10 protein-coding genes are annotated in these 19,709 nt (G+C 59.1%); 8 read left to right on the top strand and 2 right to left on the bottom strand.

The window, feature by feature from the left end; translation table 11 throughout:
• Positions 1–115 precede the first annotated feature (115 nt).
• The 7 genes from BCM02_RS20800 (at position 116) to BCM02_RS20770 (ending at position 10,214) form a co-directional block, all read left to right on the top strand.
• The gene (locus BCM02_RS20800) at positions 116–1,666 is read left to right on the top strand and encodes a spore germination protein (RefSeq protein WP_148931061.1); all 1,551 of its coding nucleotides are present in this window, start codon (positions 116–118) and stop codon (positions 1,664–1,666) included.
• 10 nt (positions 1,667–1,676) lie between these two features.
• Complete coding sequence (locus tag BCM02_RS20795; protein WP_148931060.1) at positions 1,677–2,774, top strand: GerAB/ArcD/ProY family transporter; 1,098 nt, start codon at positions 1,677–1,679, stop codon at positions 2,772–2,774.
• The gene (locus BCM02_RS20790) at positions 2,771–3,967 is read left to right on the top strand and encodes a Ger(x)C family spore germination protein (protein ID WP_148931059.1); all 1,197 of its coding nucleotides are present in this window, start codon (positions 2,771–2,773) and stop codon (positions 3,965–3,967) included. Before BCM02_RS20795 ends, BCM02_RS20790 begins: the two co-directional genes overlap by 4 nt.
• Positions 3,968–3,972: 5 nt before the next feature.
• Positions 3,973–4,485 carry a hypothetical protein gene (locus BCM02_RS20785; RefSeq protein ID WP_148931058.1) on the top strand — a complete coding sequence of 171 codons (513 nt, stop codon included), beginning with the start codon at positions 3,973–3,975 and terminating at the stop codon, positions 4,483–4,485.
• 137 nt (positions 4,486–4,622) lie between these two features.
• On the top strand, positions 4,623–5,729 hold the full coding sequence (locus BCM02_RS20780; protein ID WP_148931057.1) for an RluA family pseudouridine synthase: 1,107 nt from the start codon (positions 4,623–4,625) through the stop codon (positions 5,727–5,729).
• Positions 5,730–6,158: 429 nt separating this feature from the next.
• Positions 6,159–9,041 carry a glycosyl hydrolase family 18 protein gene (locus BCM02_RS20775; RefSeq protein WP_281288218.1) on the top strand — a complete coding sequence of 961 codons (2,883 nt, stop codon included), beginning with the start codon at positions 6,159–6,161 and terminating at the stop codon, positions 9,039–9,041.
• 117 nt (positions 9,042–9,158) lie between these two features.
• Positions 9,159–10,214: a hypothetical protein gene (locus BCM02_RS20770; protein WP_148931055.1), complete on the top strand. Its 1,056-nt coding sequence runs from the start codon at positions 9,159–9,161 to the stop codon at positions 10,212–10,214.
• A gap of 71 nt (positions 10,215–10,285) precedes the next feature.
• Here the strand turns inward: BCM02_RS20770 and BCM02_RS20765 are convergent, their stop codons facing one another.
• Positions 10,286–11,971, bottom strand: a complete 1,686-nt coding sequence (locus BCM02_RS20765) for a DUF11 domain-containing protein (RefSeq protein WP_148931054.1) — start codon at positions 11,969–11,971, stop codon at positions 10,286–10,288.
• A complete protein-coding gene (locus BCM02_RS20760; RefSeq protein WP_148931053.1) occupies positions 11,968–18,675 on the bottom strand; it encodes a DUF7507 domain-containing protein in 6,708 nt (2,235 codons plus the stop codon). Before BCM02_RS20760 ends, BCM02_RS20765 begins: the two co-directional genes overlap by 4 nt.
• Positions 18,676–18,946: 271 nt before the next feature.
• On the opposite strand from BCM02_RS20760, the gene BCM02_RS20755 reads away from it, so the two are divergent.
• On the top strand, positions 18,947–19,666 hold the full coding sequence (locus tag BCM02_RS20755; protein WP_148931052.1) for a YebC/PmpR family DNA-binding transcriptional regulator: 720 nt from the start codon (positions 18,947–18,949) through the stop codon (positions 19,664–19,666).
• Positions 19,667–19,709 lie beyond the last annotated feature (43 nt).

The following is a 19,709-nucleotide window of genomic DNA, read 5'->3' as shown; positions in this document are numbered from 1 at the left end:
TGAACGGTAGGCGTCAGGACCATGATGCATCCGTAGGCTGATACGGTTGGAATAATGAGGGGCGTGTTTGCGAATAGTAAGAGGAAGCCCATGGAACAAAAGGAAGGACTACGCCATGTTGAACCGGATGAAACAGGCAGGCGCCAGAAGCCGGATTCAGCGCGCGGCAGGACGAGAGCCCAACAGCGAACCGCTGCCGCTGCGAACGGATATGAAATCCAATCTGGATTGCATGCTGGCGATTACGGGATCCCCGGACGACTTGATCGTCCGTCACTTTACGATCGGCGCCCAGCATCTTCCTGTCGCGCTTATGTTCATTGATAGCCTCGTAGACAAGGACCTGGTTCAGAGCCAAGTAATGAAGCCGTTGCTTCAACACTACGAGAACGCCAAGAACGATCTCTATCACCAAGCGGTTCAGTTGGTAGTCGAGGAAGTGCTCACATCCGTCGACGTCGAGATTTTGGAGACGCAGGAAGAGGTTTTAAATACGATACTTGGCGGCGATACGGTGCTCTTCCTGAGCGGCAGCAGGCAGGCAATCGCAATCGGCAGCGCCGGATGGAAGAGCCGCGGGATCGAAGAGCCGTTAACGGAGTCGATCATTCGAGGTTCCCGCGAAGGATTCGTCGAGGACTTGCGCACGAACATTTCGCTTATTCGGCGACGGATCCGCAATCCGGAATTGCGCATAATGACGTTCAAAGTCGGTAGAAGGGCCAAAAAAACGATCGTTCTGATATACGTAGAAGGCGTGGCGAACCGAGGGATCGTCCATGAAGCGATCCGCCGGATAGAGAGCCTCGATATCGACGATATCGAAGGCTCGGGCACGATCGAGCAATGGCTGTCCGATAGCTTTATGAGCCCGTTCCCGCTCATAGCCAATACGGAGCGGCCGGACAAGGTGACCGGCGCCCTCCTGCAGGGTCGGCTGTCCGTTATGGTGGACGGCGATCCCTTCGCGCTCGTGCTGCCGATTACGTTCTCGTCGAATTTACAGTCGCCGGAAGACTTTTATCAGAATTGGCTGCTCGCGACGTTAACCCGGATTTTACGATTATTAGCTGCGGCAATCGCGTCCTTCCTGCCCGCGCTGTATATCGCGTTGTTGGAATTCCATCATGGTCTGATTCCGTCCAAACTGGCTTTCTCCATCGCCGGCGCGCGAGAAGGTGTTCCTTTCCCGGCCGTGATCGAAGCGTTCATCATGGAGACGACACTCGAATTGCTGCGAGAAGCGGGAATTCGGCTGCCGAAACCGATTGGCCAAACGATCGGCATCGTAGGCGGTCTCGTTATCGGGGAAGCCGCCGTCGCGGCCGGCATTGTCAGCCCGATCATGGTCATCGTCGTCGCGGTAACCGCCATCGCATCGTTCTCGTTCCCTTCTTATTCGTTTGCGATCGCGCTTCGCATTCTTCGGTTCACGATGATGCTGGCCGCTTCCGTGTTCGGTCTGTACGGGATCATTCTTGGCTATATCATGATCAACATCCACTTTGTCAATTTGAAGAGCTTCGGCATTCCGTATTCGACGCCGTTTGCGCCACTTTATCTGGATGATTGGAAAGATGTGATTCTGCGCGCGCCAGTCAGTTTTTTGAAGAATCGTCCGCGCATGCTGCAACCTCAGGACAAGAAACGATTGAATAAGAAATAGTGGTGGTCCGATGAATCACTGGGAGTACGATGACAACAAGATTGAAGCGAAGGAACTAACGATCACGGTTTCCTCGATGATTATCGGCGTCGGCATCTTGACGCTTCCAAGGGTTTTGGCGGGAACGACGTCATCCTCCGACGGGTGGATTTCGATCTTGATGGCGGGAGCGTTTGCCGTGACCATCGCCGTGCTTTTAGGCAAATTCGCGGGCTTATATGCGGGCGGGACCTTCTTCGAATATGTCCGATCGCTCGTTACGAAGCCAGTCGCGATTGTCATAACCGGGATCATGTGCGTTTATTTCATGCTGTTTCTCGCGTATGAAATCCGGGCAATCGCCAACATTTCCAAGACGTACCTCTTCGATCGCACGCCGGCCGAATACATCGGGTTGATGTTCCTTCTTATCGTGGGCTATGCGGCTTCGGGTACTCGAATCGGACTCTTGCGCCTCAATACGATGTTTTTTCCGATCGTGCTGGTCGTCACGTTCCTGCTTCTTTTCTTCAGCAACAGCATCGTGAATTGGGCGGACCTTAAGCCGTTCTTCGTAACCGACGTCAAGCGGCTGATGGTCGGGGCGAAGGATTCCGTGTTTTCGATGCTAGGCTTCGAGGTGATTTTGTTCTATACCGCGATGATGAAACGACCGAAGGAAGCGCCTTTGGCAGCCGCGGTTGGCGTCGTTATCCCCGTCGTGTTGTACGTGCTCATCTATTTGATCTGCATCGGCACGTTTACGCCTTGGGCATTACAGGAAATCGGCTATCCGGCGATTGAACTCGCGAAGGAAGTGAAAATTCCGGGAGAATTTTTCGAACGGACGGAGTCGATTTTTTTCACCATCTGGATCATGACGATCTTCAATACGGCGTCTATGGCGCTCGATATTGCCGTTCATCTCGCGCATTCGATCGTTAGGAAGGGAAAACGGATTCATTTCGTTGCCGCAATCTGCCCGGTTGCTTATTTAATCTGCATGCTTCCGAAGAACGTGATCGAATTCGCGCTGCTGGGCGAAGTCATAAGCTACATGGGATTTCTCACCATCGGAATGACGTTGTGTCTGTATGGAGTCGCTGCCGTGAAGGGGATGATCAAATGACATCGTGGAGAAAACGGGCAACCGTTCTGCTCTTCCTTCTCCATGCCGTCTTGCTTAGCGCGTGCTGGGATCGCGTAGAGATCGATCAACGCGGCTTCGTGGCAGGCGTCGCCATCGACAAGGAGCCGCAGAGAGAAGAGACGTCGCAGAAGCAAGGCAAGGCGCCCGAAATCGTCGGCACCTATCAAATGCTGGTTCCTTCCGGATTACGCAGCGGCGGCAAAGAAGGAGGTTCGCCCGGAGCGGCTTTTTTCAACATGAGCGTCACCGAACGTTCGATTATGGCGCTTTCCGCCAGAATGGCGGCGAAGACGAGCCGTACGCCCTATTTCGAGCATTTGCAGGTTATTCTGCTTTCGAACGAAGCCGTCAAGGATGGGAGGTTGGATTTCGCCGACATTTTGGATTTTTTCCTCCGCAACAACGAAATGCGCCGGGACATCAATGTTCTGATCGCGGATGGCGATGCGAAACGTCTGCTGTCGGTGAAGTCGATGAACGAATCTTATCCCGCGGCCTACATTGATTCTGCGATTAACAATTATAAAAAAACCTGCTATATGCGCCCGGAATCCCGAATCGGATACGTGCACGAGCAAATTTTGAAGAACGTCAGCTTTACGATTCAGAAAATCAGCGCCTACGAAGACGGTATTTCGCTGACTGGCGCAGCATTATTCGACAGCCACCATAGGTTCGTCGCCTTTCTTAGCGGGAGCGAAACGGGAGGGTTGAACTTTCTTAAAGGGGATGTCAAAGGCGGTGTCGTCGAGACGAGCATGGACGATGACATCATCGATTTCGACATCGAACGGGCGACGCGCAACATCAAGGCTAGGCGTGAAGGCGACAACTTTAAATTTACGGTGGAGATCGAGGCTGAAGGCACGATCGGGAAGTCGATACGCAAACTTGATGTCGCCAAATTATCGTCGATCCGAAAAATGGAAGATTTGTTCGCGAAGGAAATCGTCCAATTAAGCGAGAAGACGATCCGCACGTTGCAAAAGAAATACAAAAAGGACGCGATCGGATTAGGGATGCATCTCTATCAGAACAAGCTGATGTCCTGGGAAGAGCTTAGCGAGAACTGGGAAGATGGCAGACAACTGTTCGCGGATGCGACTATCGAGGTCAAGGCGGAAGTCAATATTCGCCGATTGGGGAATATCAACCAGAGCGAAAGGCGCTGAAGGCCATGTGGGAGCAAATCGTCGGGAATATGCCGTCCGGAACGACGTTCTTCTGCGCCTTTCTGTCGGCTTTCATCCCGTATATCGTCTACTTCGTTAACCAACGGCTCCATCAATACGGCGACCCGCCCTGGGTGGAAGCGAACGCGCCAAGCAAGGATCAAAGCGTGAATGCGGGGGGACAAAGACCGAATCAAAAGTCTGGAGGCGGCAAGCAGTCGTCCAATCCGGAACCGACGGCGGACGGCGGTACGGACAAGCCGAAAGAATCGGGGCAGAACGAGAGGCTGGCAGAGGAGTCGGATTCGAAACAGTCGGCTAGCGGCGGTTCGGGTGAGAATACGGACGCTTCGGGAGAATACGGCAAGAGAGGGGAGTCGACCAGCACCCTGCCGTCAGACGGCGAGAATGCGCATCAGGCACGATCCGATCCATCAGGCGGCGAGGAATCTTCTGTAGCCAGCGCCACCCCGTCTAATCTCGGCGAGAGCAGCTCATCCGGCTCCGGCGCCAATTAGCGATATCGTTCGCGGCACAATGCGCCTTCAGGCTTTCAAGGCGCTGCATGCGCGAATCCGTCATGCGCGACTTTTTAGAACCATTCGCTTATGGTATAGTGGATGAATCTGAATGAGGAAACGGAGCGAACGCGAGCATGGCGCAAGATCGAGACAGAGACCGCCGCAGACGGCATGACGGAGAGGCGGGAGGGGACAAGCGCGCGCCGCAATCTTCCGCTCGGGGAGCACATCCGCGGACGGAGCACAAAGGCAGCCGAGGACAAGCGGGGCCACGGGCGAACGAGCGTCGAACCGGTCGGCGCGGCGAGACGGTGGCGCCCGCCAGACCGGAGAAGAAGCGCAAGCAAGAACGCCTGTACCCTGTCGGCGAGCCGATGGAGCTGCTTGCATTTCTGCTGATCCATCTCAAGGACAAAGGCAGAAACGCCATTAAATCGATGTTAGCCCGCGGTCAAATTGCCGTGAACGGCGAAGTCGTTAAGCTATACAATTATCCGCTTAAGCCCGGCGTCACGGTTACGGTCAGCCACGGGCTGATTGTCGAGCGCGCGCCGCTCTTCGGCATGAGGATCGTGCACGAAGACGACGATATCATCGTCATTCATAAAGATTCGGGTCTGCTGTCGATCGCATCCGACAAAGAGAACGAGCTGACGGCCTATCGGCAATTGACGGCGCATGTCCGTGCCGCCGATCCCGCGAGCCGGATATTCGTCGTGCATCGGCTGGACCGGGATACGTCCGGATTGATGATGTTCGCCAAGCGCGAAGCCGTTCAACAGCAGCTGCAGAATGACTGGCAGCATGCGGTGACGGAGCGTTCGTACATCGCCCTGGTCGAAGGTTGGGTGAAGAAGTCCGAAGGCACGGTTTCCTCCTGGTTGAAGGAGAGCAAAACGCTCAAAATGTATTCGAGTCCCTATCCGAATGACGGTCAGCATGCCGTGACGCATTACAAGACGCTGGAGACGAACCAGACGGTCAGCCTGCTGGAAGTGCGCCTGGAGACCGGCCGAAAAAATCAGATCCGCGTCCATATGGAGGATATCGGGCATCCGATCGTCGGCGACAAGAAGTACGGCGCGAGATTGAAGCTGCTGAACCGTCTCGGCCTCCACGCGCGCGTGTTGGCGTTCAACCATCCGGTATCGGGCGAGCAGATGCGTTTTGAAACGGAAATCCCGAAGTCGTTCCTGCAGCCGTTTCGGACGGGAGATGGCGGAGCTCGCGAAGGTAACTAGGAGTTGTCGATCGGATAGAAGATTTACGAATATCGTGTACGATGCAAGTAAAGCGCGGATGAAGCAGCCATCCGGGCTTTTTTTGCGTGCTATAGCCATTCGTTGTGCTCTGTCGAATGAAGTCGAATAAATCGCACAAATTAACATTTCTAGCAATTTGCATAATAGTATCCCTGGTTCAAGAGAAATGTATCCCTTCACACGTAGATACGAACTGTATCATTATGAAAGAAGGTATACAATTCCTTAACGCAAACGAAAGATGGGTCATTCGAAGGGAATGTAGGCTCAGCATCAAGGGCGGAAGGAGGCGCATCAAGCAACTAGGCAAAAGGTACGAATGAAAGCCAAGTAACTTCATTCACTAAAAACGAAATAGCCGAGGTGACACTATTGTATACGCGCAATGTTCGAAAGTCCAAAGGCGCTATGGTTTATGCATTATGTTTTGCAATCGTTTTCAGTTTATTTGGCGCCTCCCTTGCTTCCGCCGCTGAACCATCCGATTATCTGATCCCGCAAAATCTTAATGCAACGGATGTGAAGGCCGATTCCGTCGTGCTGAATTGGGACCCCGTTCCGGGCAACGATTCGAACTTAGGCTATCAAGTTTATATGAAAGTCGGCGAATCCGGCGGCTGGGGCTGGAAAGCCTGGTCCGGCTTCTCGCCGAAGCTGATCGTCGGCCTCGACGAGGAGAAGACGTACTCCTTCTATGTCACGCAGGTGCCGGAAGCCGGCAAACAGAGCAAGCCGAGCAACATCGTCACGATTACGACGCCGAAGGCCGATCCTACCGAGCTTCCGCCGGCGCCGTTGACGCCGCCGCAATATTTGCGTGTAAGCAGCGTGGTCGGCAGCGACGTGCAGCTGAGCTGGACGCCGAGCCCGAACGCGGTCGGCTACGAGATTTATCGCGGCGAGTCGTGGTTCCGCTGGATCGAAGGCGGCGCGACGACGTCGACGACGATCAATCTGCAGGATCTGGGGCTCCAAGACGGCGATTCGGTGAACTTCCGTATTCGCGCGCAGGACTCGAAGCGTCTGGTCTCGGCGATGAGCAACCGCGTGACGTTCACGGTGGGACAGCTCGCCGCGCCGCAGGGGCTGAAGATCGTCTCCGCCAACCAAACCTCCGTCTCGCTGGGCTGGGGGCCGGTGCAAGGCGCAACGTCGTACGAGATTTACCAAGACGGCGCGCCGATCGGCACTAGCGCGTCCAATCGCTTCGCCGCGACGGGGCTTACCGATGGGCAGGCGTACAACTTCGCCGTCGTGGCGAAGAACGAATCGTGGACGTCGGAGGCGAGCGCGCCGATTCGCGCGGTACCGGGAAGCGACTATAATTTGGTGACGTATTACACGTCCTGGGCGAGAAGCGAGACGGCTCGGAATTACGTGCCGGCTGACTTAGCCGCAGCTAATTACACGCACATCAACTATGCCTTCCTTGATTTCTGCTGGGCGGGCAAAGATACGTCGGGCGATCAATGCCAGAACGCCGATCTTCCGCTGCAGAAGGATTATGTCTTCGACGGCGGCATCGTGCTCGGCGATCCGTCCTTCGATCTGGCCAACTTCAGCGAATTCGAAGCGGTGAAAGCGGCGAATCCGCAGCTGAACATGATCGCCACCGTCGGCGGCTGGTCGTGGTCGAAGAATTTCTCGCTGATGGCCGCCACGGAAGAGACGCGCCGCAACTTCGCGAATACGGCCGTGAAGGTCGTACGCATGTACGATTTCGACGGCTTGGACATCGACTGGGAATATCCGGTGTCGGGCGGGGCGGACGGCAACGTGCATTCCCCGGACGATCCGCAGAATTTCACGCTGCTGATGAAAACGGTGCGCGAGGCGCTCGATGCCGCGGGATCCGAAGACGGCAAATATTATCTGTTGACGATTGCTTCCTCGCAATCGGACAGCTTCACGGTCAACGCGGATTTTGCCAACTCGACGCAATACCTCGATTTCGTCAACATCATGACCTATGACTTCAGCGGCAGCTGGGAGAAGCTGGCACATCATAACTCGCCGGTTTATTACGACGACGAGCATCCGTACAAACGTCCGCGCAGCACGGTCAGAGGCGGCGCCCTCGGCCATCTGAACAGCGGTCTGCCGGCGTACAAATTGGTGCTGGGCGTTCCGTTCTACGGCAAAGGCTGGGCAGGATGTCCGCCGCAAGGCCAATACCAAACCTGCGAAGGCATGGGCGAAGGCACGTGGGAATCCGGCCTCTACGATTTCTATGACATCGAGAACAACTATGTGGATAAGAACGGCTACACGCGTTACTGGAACGAGAAGTCGAAAGTAGCCTATGTCTACAATCCGGAAACGAAGCTGTGGATCGGCTATAACGACAAGACGACGATGATGTACACGACCTCGCTCGTGAAAACGTTGAACCTGGCGGGCGTCATGAGCTGGGACAGCAGCAGCGACATGAATAACACGCTGTCGACGCAGCTGGCGAAGGATCTGCCGTATGGCGGCAACCTGAATGCAGGCGAGCTGCTGCCGCCGACCAACGTGAGCATTGCAGGCGCGGCAATGACGTGGGAGCCTTCGGTCGGCGCAGCGGGCTATGAAATCTTCCGCGACGACGTCTATGTCGGCTACACGACGGATGCGAGTTACGCCTTGACGGGCTTGACGCCGGAGCAAACGTACAAATTCCATCTCCTGGCGATTCGCAAGGATGGCGAGGCGATCACGGAAGTGTCCGCGGCAAGCCAGTCCGTCACGTACCAAGCGCCTGCGGAGCCATCGGATGCGACGGCGCCGGTTACGGAGCTGTTGGCGAACGGCGCGGCAGTCGCGGCTTGGTACAAGGCGGGTAATATCTCCATCTCCTTGACGGCGTCGGATAACGCCGAAGGGTCTGGCGTGGCGAAGACGTTCTACCGGATCAACGGCGGCAGCGAAGCCGAGTATTCGGCGCCATTCCAGCTGTCCGGTGCCGCTTCCTACACGGTAATGTATTACAGCCGCGACAACGCGGGCAACGTCGAGCAGGAGAAATCCGTCACGATCAAGGTCGATTCGATCGCGCCGGCGACGAAATTCAGCGTCGCGCCGGTCTGGGCGACGAAGAGCGGCGTGAAGTACATTAAAGGTTACGCCTGGACGCTCAAGGCGACCGACAACGCGGCCGGCTCGGGCGTGAAAGAAATCAAGTACCGCGTGAACGGCGGCGCCTGGACGACGTATACGTCTCCGTTCGTGCCGACGTCCGCGAGCGGTTCCGTCAACGTGGAGTTCTACAGCGTAGACAACGCGGGCAATCAGGAAACCGTGAAGAAATAACGTATATACCGTCGTTTTAGCATGCGCAATCGAAAACCCGTCTTCCAATTTTGGAAGGACGGGTTTTCGTTCGCATGTAGATACGCGTATAATGGCGACAGCGGAAAGGGGGACGGCATGACAAACAGCGGCTTTTATAGGGAAGGATTGGAGATTATCGCGCGCTGCAAGAAAGAGACGGGCGATATTTGGGCGGCGCATTACGGCGCGGCGGCAATCGCGGGAACGGCGTTCGCGTCGGACAATGCGCTGACGGATGCGATTCGATCGCTCGTCTCGGATCAGGCGGATCGGATGCTTGCGGGCCATCGGGATGGCAGGCTGCTGCCGAGTGGCGACGAGCGGTTGCCTGAGGCGCGGTTCGGACCGGGGGCGAGACAGTACATCGTTGAAGCGCTGGAGGAGACGATAGATGAGCTGCGATGGGTCGGGCACAACGTAATCTACGGCGCGGTTAGCTTGCTGGCGATGCATCGATTGGAACAACACGGGCAATTGTGCCGGCCAAGCCATGAATCCGCCCCGAATGTAAGGGGAAGCGTGCGGGAGGCCGCGGGCATCGCGATCGGCGCCGATATCGCCGATTTGATCCTGGCGTTTCGCAAGGCGATACCAGGCCGATCCTGGATCGGGGCCAGTACGGCGGAGGTGAAACGCATTGAGCTGACAGCGGACCTCGCTCGGCTGCGGCTGGCATCGCCGGAGGAGTTGTCCGATTGGGTGCTTGGGGAGCTTGCGGCTTTCCACGCGATCTACCGGGCGGAAGCGCATCACGATTTAATCGGTCATCTGCTGACGTTCTCCCACGGGCTCAACTTGCTGCACGATCTAGGTTACGTTGCCTTGTTCCGCCGGGGACAGGTTCCGCTGCTTCGGCTCGTCCAGGTACTGCGGCTGTCGCGGGATTTACAGGAGAAGGGGACGGAACCGAAGCTGTACTCGCCGGTTGACCGCCTTCCGCTACACCGTGCCGAGCGGTCGGCCAGTCTGCCCGCGGAGCAGCGCTTCTGGGAACGCGATTACAACGCCTGCGACTGGGATTTCGGCCATGTATTCAAATTTTCTTGGAGTTTCTATGATCATTGGCGGCGCGGCGCGCGCTCCCTGTACCGGGAGGCGGCGACCGAGAATTTTCGGTACATTATACGCGTCTGCGATCCGGCGGAGGTTTAGTAGACGATTGCTCGCTCGTCACGTAAAGGGCTGCCCTGCGCGATCGAATGGCGCGGTGGACAGCCCTGTTACTATTCATTCGTTTGATCGACGACGATGACGTATTCGTTCGAACGGCTTTCCCCGGAATTCATTTGTTCATCGAACCGGTACTTGTACCTCGCGGTGAATAGGCCGACAATGTCGGGCAGCGCGACATCGTAATCTTCCCCGATATCGCCGATATAGGCGACCCGAATCGATCCGCCCGGCGGTATCGTCCCCAGGTAAAGTCCTTCCGTTAACGGAAAACCCGGCACGATCCGGCCGGCAATGCGAACATCCCGAATATAGTACTCGGGCGGGTAAGCGGTTCGATACAACGTGACGTCGGCGCTCAGGTTGCCGTTGTTGCGGACGATCGCGCCGATACCGACCGATTCGCCGGGCTCGACGTACTGCGGTTGAGCCGCGGCCGTGACGGCGATGAGCGGCGCGAACAGCCCCGTCTTCACCGCGTTGGATGCTGCGGTCATGCTGACGACTCTTCCGTCCGCGAGACGGAACGTGAACGAGGCGCGAACGCCTTCGAGAATCGGCGGGAGTCCCGGGGCGACCGCGGACGACAGAATCTTGACGCGACAAGCGACGACCAGCTGCGAGTTGGCGAGCAAGGTGCCGAGCGGAAGGCCGCCCTCGATTCGCGTTACGCTCTGTTGCTGGCCGCCTAGGGTTAGGCTGTCCGTCACGAACGACGTGCCTGGAGGAACGAGATCGAACAGCCGCACATCCACGGCAAAGCTGCTGTCGTTGCGGACGACGGCGACATATTGCAGCGTATCGTTCACGCTCGCCTGCGTGCGGTCCACCTGAAGCTGGATTGAGACTTGAGGCTTTACGACGGTGAAGACGAGCGGATTGGCGAGCAGACTCGCCGCCGCTCCCCCGATTGTGTAGGCGATTCTCCCTTGGATGACGACTTGTTCGGAAGCAGGCGCGCCCGTGACGCGTAGGTGGACGCTAACACGCACGGATTGACCGGGTAAAAGGGTGCCGATCGGTATGCCCATGTTCGGATCGATGCCCGGCATGAGCACCCCGTTGATCACGACGCTCCCCGGCACGAATTCGAATCCTTCCGGCAGCGGGATCGTAATGACGACATTCTCGAGCGGTTCGCTGCCCTCGTTCGTTATCGCGAGCTCATACGGGATGACGTCTCCCGCGAAGGTGACGGTCGTGCTCGAGCTGGCCGAAGCGGACAGGCGAAACGGATTTACGCCGAAGGACGCGGTGTTCGAATGCAACGTCCCGCTCACGGATCTGCCGTCCAGCGCGGTGAATACGTACTCGACTCGCGCCTGATTGGCGAAACGCAAGCCGGGCGGCATGCTGACGACGATCGCCTGGAAAGTGATCAGGATGGTGGCGCCGACGTTCACGATGCCGACCGGGATTCCTGCCGAAGGGGAGATGCCCGTTAGCGGGACGCCTCCGATCAGGACGCTGTTGGCAATGAACGATAGACCGGCAGGCAAAGGATCGATGACCGTCACCTGGGCGGAGCGGTTACCGCTATTCGAGAGCGCGATCGAAAACGTGACGACTTGGTTGATTGACGCCCGCGGCGTACTGACGCTCTTCGCGGCTTTCAGCAGCGGACCGACGAGTGGCGTACTTACCGTGTTGGAATACGCGACGCCTTCATACGTTCCGTTCTGAAAACGGACATGCGTCTGATTCTGCACGGTGAAATCGCGCGGTCCGTCTGGCGTCATATCGTCACGACCTGGACTTGGAAGGTAACCGTGACCGAGCCGCCGCTGGCGATCGTGCCGACCACGATCCCGGTATTCGGATTGGCGGCCGGACGCGCGGCGCCTGCGACGGTGATGCTGCCGGGCACGAATACGGTCCCGATCGGATCCGGGTCGACAAGGACGACGTTGTTAACCGGACTGATGCCGTTGTTCGTAATGGCGATCGAGTACGTGATCATATCGCCGACGACGGCGTCGATCGCGGCCGTGCTCTTCACGACCGAGACGTCCGGCGAAGAGACCGGAATGACGAGCGTATTCGAATCGACGCTGCCCGTGAGCACCCGGCCATCCGGCGGCGAGTACGTGAAGCTGGCCGCGGCTTGGTTCACGAGCTGTTGACCGATCGGCAGCGTATCGACGGTGACTTGCAGCGATACCGTGACGCTCACCATCTCGCCGGGATTGACGATGCCGACCGGAATGCCGGTCGTTGGGTCCGCACCGGGCTGCGGCACGCCGTTCACGAGCACGCTGTTCGGCACGAACGCGCCGCCGACCGGAATTTGATCGGTAACGGTAGCAGTAGCCGGCAAATTGCCGGTGTTGGTGACGAACAGGAGATAGTTGATCGTATCGCCTACCGTGGCGTTCGTCGTGTTCGCGCTCTTGAGGAGGATGATGATCGGCTGATAGACGGGCGTGACGACCAGATTCGATAGCGCGCTGCCGGAGAACGCCCCGGACGTGAACGTGACGGAGGCCCGGTTGCCCAGCTCGGGCGGTTCCGGCAGATTCGTGACCGAGACGCTGAAGGCTGCCGTCACGAAGCCGCCGGGCGCGATCGTGCCAAGGGAGACGCCGTTGCTCGGTATGGCGCCCGGACGCGGCAAGCCGTCGACCGTCACGGAGTTCGGCACGAACGACGCGCCGATCGGGATCGCGTCGGTCAACACCGCGTTACTAATATTCGCGATGCCGCTGTTCGTAACGGTAATCGTATAGGTGATCGTATCGCCGACGACGGCGTCGATCGCCGGGGTCGACTTGACGATAGCGATGTTCGGCGCGGATACCGGTATGGTGACCGTGTTGGAAGAAAGCGACCCGCCGAGCGTCCGGCCGTCCGGCAGCGTGAACGTGTAGGTAGCCGAAGCTTGGTTCGTCAAGAGCTGGTTAGGCGGCAAACTCTCGACGACGACGGAGAACGAGACGTCTACGCTAGTCGTCACGATCCCGAGCGGTATGCCGGTGGATGGATCGGCTCCGGGCACGGGCTGGCCGCCTACGAGCACGCTGTTCGTCAAGAAAACGGTGCCGGTCGGAATCGTATCGGTCAACGTGACCGTGGCGCCATAGTTGCCCGTATTCGACAGGTTAATCGTGTAGGTGACCGTGTCGCCGACGGTTGCCGCGGTCGTGCCGGCGCTCTTGACCGCGCTCAGGATCGGTTGGAAGACCGGCGTCGTCGTTATATTGGAGAACGTGACGCCCGAGAATACGCCCGATGTGAAAGTAACGGAGGATTGGTTATTGAGCACGGCCGGGTCCGGCAGCGTGGTGACCGTCGCGTTGAAATTGATTACGACCACCTGTCCCGGCGTCAGGCTGCCGATGATAATGCCGGTTGCCGGGTTGCCGTCCGGTCTTACAATGCCGTCCACGGTCACCGAACCGGGTACCAGCGCCGTGCCGGCCGGCAGCGGGTCGGTGAACTGGACGTTATTGACCGAATCGATGCCGCTATTCGTTACGGAGGTCGAATAGGTGACCGTATCGCCCACGGCAAGCGCCGTGGACGGCGTGCTCTTCACAACCGCGACGTTCGGCGCGGATACCGGTATCGTGACCGTGTTCGAGACCGACGATTGCGAGAACGTTCGGCCGTCCGGCAGCGTGTAGCTGAACGAGGCCGTGCCTTGATTGACGATCTGCTGCGGATTCGGCAGCGTCTCGATGACGACCGAGAAGAACACCTGCAGCGACGCGCCGGGCGCGATCGAACCCGCGCTGATTCCCGTCACGGGATCGGCGCCCGGCAGAGGCGTGCCGTTCACGAGCACGCTGTTCGCCAAGAAAGCCGTGCCTGCCGGAATGCTGTCGGTTAACGTGACGGAGGCGGGGTAATTGCCGGAATTAGTCATGCTAAACGAATAGGTGACCGTGTTGCCGACGGTGGCGTTCGTCGTGCTGGCGCTCTTGGCGGCGGCGATGACGGGCTGGTAGACAGGCGTGGTGATCGCATTCGAGAACGACACGCCGGAGAATGCGCCGGACGTGAAGGTTGCCGAGCCGGTCGCATCGATCCGCGTCGGAGTCGGTACTGCATCGACGAGGAGCGTGTACGTCACCGTCGCGGAAGCGCCTGGCGCGATCGTCCCGATCGGCACGCCGCTGATCGGACTTGCGCCCGGGGCAGGCGCGCCGTTCACCGTTACCGTTCCCGGAACGAAGGATGTGCCGGGCGGCAACGGCGTCGTATATTGGACCGACGAGACGGGATCGATGCCGCTGTTCGTGATGACGGCCGTGTACGTCACCGTGTCGCCGACGGTCAGCGCCGTGGACGGCGTGCTTAGGGCGACCCCGACATTCGGCGCCGAGACCGGGAAGGAGACGGTATTGGACTGCGCGGCGCCCGTTATGAGTCGGCCGTCCGGCGGCGTATACGTGAAGGTAGACGACGCGGTGTTGGTCAGCTGCTGCGGAGAAGGCAGCGACGTGACGACGACCCCGAAGGTGACGGTGACCGTTGCGCCGGGCGCAACCGAGCCGACCGCAATGCCGGTTACGGGCGATGCGCCGGGTTGCGGCACGCCGCCGACGATGACGCTGTTATCGGTGAACGTCGTACCGGCCGGCAGCGTATCCGCGAGGGTCACGTTCGCCGGGAGATTGCCCGTGTTCGAGATGACGATCGTGTACGTAATCGAGCCTCCGAGCGTCGCATTGTTCGTGCTGGACGATTTGACCAACGCGATCTGGGGCTGCGTGACCGGCGTCGTGGTTACGTTGGAAGCGGATATAGCCGAGAACGTGCCCGACGTAAAACTTGCCGTGGATTGGTTGGTCACTTGAGACGGAATAGCCATAATTACGCTCACCTCGAATGTAACGGTTACGGACCCGCCTGGGGCCAGCGAACCGATTGATATGCCGTCAGCGGGCGAAGCTGCCGGCCTGGACACGCCATTGACGAAGACGGTTCCCGGGGTGAACGCGATATTCTCGGCAAGCAGGTCCCGGATGTTGACCCCATTGATCGGGGAGCCCCCGTTATTCGTCAAGATAGAGGTATAGCGCAGCGCGTCGCCGACAATCGCATTGGCGCGGTCAACGCTTTTCAGGATCGATACGCTCGGCAGGGCTACCGGAACGATAACGGTATTCGAGCTGGCCGCGCCGTTGACCGATCTCCCGTTCGGAAGAGTGAAGGAGAAGGCGGCCTGCGCTTGGTTCACGAGCTGTCGCGAGCTCGGATAGGTCTCGATCGCCACGACGAAGCTGACGACGACGGAACCGCCCGGGGGCACGCTGCCGACCGGTATTCCGGTCACGGGACTTGTGCCCGGGACTGGCGTGCCGCCGACGAGCACGCTGTTGGCTATGAAGACGCACGCCTCCGGCACTTGATCCGTCAACGTGACATTGGCCGCCGTATTGCCGCTGTTCGTCAATTCGAACGAGTAAGTGAACGTGTCGCCAACCGTCGCGTTGGCAAGACTGGCGCTCTTGACGACCGCGATCACGGCCTGGGCGATCGGCGTTGCCACCGTGTTGGAGATCGAGGCGCCCGAGAACGCGCCGGACGTGAAGGATGCGCTCGCGGCGTTCGCCAATTGGCCGGATTCCGGAATGCCGGTCACGCGGATTTGGAAGGAAACCCCCACGACGCCGCCGGGATTGAGCGTCCCGAGCGCGATCCCCGCGCCAGGGTTCGCGGCGGCGAAAGGAATGCCGTCGATCGTGACGCTTCCCGCCACGAAGGCCGAACCGGAAGGAGCGGGATCCGACAAGACGACGCTGCTTACCGGAGCGCCCCCGTTATTCGCGACCGCGATGCTGTAGGTCAACGGCTCGCCGACGGCCGCGGATGTATCGCTGGCGGCTTTGGCGATCGTCACGTTCGGCGCGGAGACGGGAATCGTCAGCGCGTTGGAGCTGCTGGCGCCCGTAATCGTCCGGCCGCTGGCCAAAGTAAAGGAGAAGTTGGCCGTCGCTTGATCGGTCAGCACGGCGGGGGACGGCAGCGAATTCACCACGGTCTGAAAGGTGATCGTCGCTCCGCCGCCCGGCGCGATCGTGCCGATGCTGAAACCGGTGGCCGGCGACAGACCCGGACTTGCGGAGCCGTTGATCGTCACGCTGTTCGGAACGAACGACGACCCGGCCGGGATATTGTCGCTGATCGTCACGGCCGCGCTAATATTGCCGGTATTCGTGACGGCGATCGCGTACGTGATCGTATCGCCCACCGTGGCCGCGTTCGCGTTCGCCGATTTGGCGAGGTTGACGACCGGCCGGAACACGTTCGTCGTCGTCGTGTTCGACGTCGCGCCCGCGGCAAGCGTGCCGGACGAGTAGGAGAGGCTCGACCGGTTCAGCAGCTGGCCGTTTGCGGGTACGGACACCACGAGCGCTTGGAGCGTTACGGTAACGGAGCTGCTTGCGGCAAGCGTGCCGATCGTAATGCCGCTTGCGGGATTGGCGGCTGGCGCCGAAGTTCCGCCGACCGTTACGCTCCCGCCGACGAATTGCGAGCCGGCCGGCAAGGCATCGCTCAAGATGACGTTCGTGACGGCCTCGGTTCCGTTATTCGCGACGACCGACGTATACGTGATCGTGTCGCCGACCGTGGCGCTGCTCAGGCTGGCGGTTTTCGCGACCGTTACGTTCGGAAGCGATACCGGCAAGGCGATGACGTTGGACGACGCGCTTCCAGGCAGCGTGCGGCCGTCCGGCGGCGAATACGTATATTGCGCCGTGCCTTGGTCGACGAACTGCGGCGGCGTCGGCACCGCGTTCACCTGCACGTCGAACGTCACGGAGACCGTCGCGCCGGCCGCTACGGTCCCGATGGCGACCCCCGCCGCCGGATTAGCGCCAGGAACGACGGTACCGTTCACGCGGAAAGTGCCCGCAATGAAAGAGCTGCCCGTAGGGATATTATCCGCCACGGTCGTCGCCGCGCCGATGTTGCCCGCGTTGCGGATCGCGAGCGTGTAGGTCACCGTGCTGCCGACCGTCGCGCTCGCCCGGTTCGCGCTCTTGACGATCGAGACGACCGGCGCGTAGACCGGCGTCGTAACGGTGTTCGAAGGAATGACGCCGGTGATGGTGGATCCGCCGGCAACGCTCTGGAATGAGAACGCGGCGTTGGCGCTGTTGGCTACCTGGGTCGGATTCGACGAGACGGTCGTTCTGTAGGTGATCGTCACGGCCCCGTTGATCGCGAGCGTGCCGATCGGGACGCCGGCCAGAATGTCGTAATTCGGGCGAGACACGCCGTCGACGGTGACGCTGCCCGAGACGAAGGATAGGCCCGACGGAAGCGGGTCGGTCAGCACCACGCTCGAGGCGTTCGCGGTTCCGGTATTCCGGACCGTGGCGGTATACGTGATCACATCGCCGACGATTGCTCCGGATACGTTCGCGCTCTTGGTAAGCGTCACGTTCGGCGCGTTGATATTGATTTGGATGGCGTTCGCGTTCAGGACGTACGCATCGCCCGAGGTTGTCAGTATAAGCACGGCCGATGACTGATTGTTCACCAATCGCGCGGAGACGTCGACGTTCGTGATATCCCAGCCCTGGCGGCCGCCGACGATGTTCGTCCCCGGCGTGCCGTTCGTTTGGTTGCGTGTGCCGAATGTCCCGGTCGTGTTCAGCGTGCCGGCATCGCCATTGATCTGCGAGGCGAAGAAGTTGGTGGCGAAATTATTCGGTCCCGATAGCGCGGCGGCCGTCGCGGAGGTCGGCCCGAACAAAGCCTGGTCTCCCGTCCGATTCGCGTCGCCTTCCTGGGCGCTGAACAGCGCTCTTCCGCCGAGCGTCCCCGACAGCGGCGTCGCGAAACCGGTCAGCGTCGTCGTGACCGGCCCGGAGGTGGACTGAACGAGAACGGCCCCGGCGCGCAGCGACATGTTGCGGAAGGGCAAATTCGGATTGTAGTAGATGACGCCAAGCGTCCAACCGGCGTGGTTGGCCGTCGGATCGTTGTTGATGACGATCGTGCCGACTACGCCGCCCGTCGTATATGTACCTGCCCCGGCTTGCTGAACCTGCGTCGTTACGTTGGCGGAGCGCGTATAGGCGAAAGCGCCGCTGCCGAGATTGACGGTGTTGCTGGTCGCCGCATCCGGGGAGATCGAGAATGTGCCGGAAGGCGTGGCGAACGTGACGGGATTGTTAATAAACGCGCTTAAATCCACGTTGCCATTTATGTAACAACCGCCCCAGACGAGCTCGGCATATAAGACCGAACTTCCGGCGGGCAGCGTCAAGATCGCCGACGCGCTGTTACTCGCATAAGCGTTCGTCGTGCCGCTTGGATATGAACCGAAGGCGCCCGTCGAGGCCGTCGTCGCGAAAGCGCCGATACTGTCCTGCGTTCCGGGGACGCCCGACGTATCGGACCGGCTTAGACCAAGCGCATTGCCCGTGAACGTAATCGCGCCGGTGGCGTTGAACGTTGCCCGCGTAATAATCGGAATGAGAATCACCCCCTTGACAATGGGTCGATCTGCGAAAGTTGCTTCGAATACCGTCAGATTATACCTATGAAGTAGGCGTGTTCAATATTAATTAACGGCTGAAAGGATGAGCGCGGATTCTGTTTCGCCCGTGCCATGGAAGAGAATCTTAACATGCCGGGTAAGTGATCAAAATTTGAACGTTTGAACGATCCGGTCGGAAATCCGGCTTGCGGGGGAGTCCATTTCGCGCGAAAATCGGTTATAATGGGAATAAATCATTGAAGAAAGTGGGAACATCATGGGTCGCAAGTGGAACAACATCAAGGAAAAGAAAGCGTCCAAAGACGCGAATACAAGCCGCATTTATGCTAAATTCGGCCTTGAAATCTACGTAGCCGCGAAGAAGGGCGAACCAGACCCGGAATCGAACCGCGCTTTGCGCGTCGTGCTCGAGCGGGCGAAGACGTATAACGTGCCGAAAGCCATCATTGATCGCGCGATCGAGAAAGCCAAAGGCAGCTCGGACGAGATTTACGAGGAGCTGCGCTATGAAGGCTTCGGTCCGAACGGTTCGATGGTCATCGTCGACGCGCTCACGAACAACGTCAACCGTACCGCATCGGCCGTGCGCGCCGCGTTCAGCAAGAATGGCGGCAACATGGGCGTGAACGGCTCCGTGGCGTACATGTTCGACGCGACGGCCGTCTTCGGCGTGACGGGCAAAACGGTCGACGAAGCGATCGAGCTGTTGATCGAAGCGGACGTGGACGTGCGCGACGTCGTCGAAGAGGAAGAGACGGTCATGGTATACGCCGAACCGGATCAATTCCACGCCGTACAGGAAGCATTCAAGAGCGCGGGCGTGACGGAATTTACGGTAGCGGAGCTGACGATGCTCGCGCAGAACTACGTGACGCTTCCGGAGGATAGCGTGGCGCAGTTCGAGAAAATGATCGATACGCTCGAGGACCTCGAAGACGTGCAGCAGGTCTATCATAACGTGGAGTTCGAAGAGTAGACGTCGGACGAGCCCCCGTTGAACTAGCGGGCAAGGCGAGACG

It is taken from the genome of Paenibacillus methanolicus, assembly GCF_008124765.1.
Lineage (GTDB): Bacteria > Bacillota > Bacilli > Paenibacillales > Paenibacillaceae > Paenibacillus_Z > Paenibacillus_Z methanolicus.
This window is presented reverse-complemented; position numbering and strand designations above follow the sequence as displayed.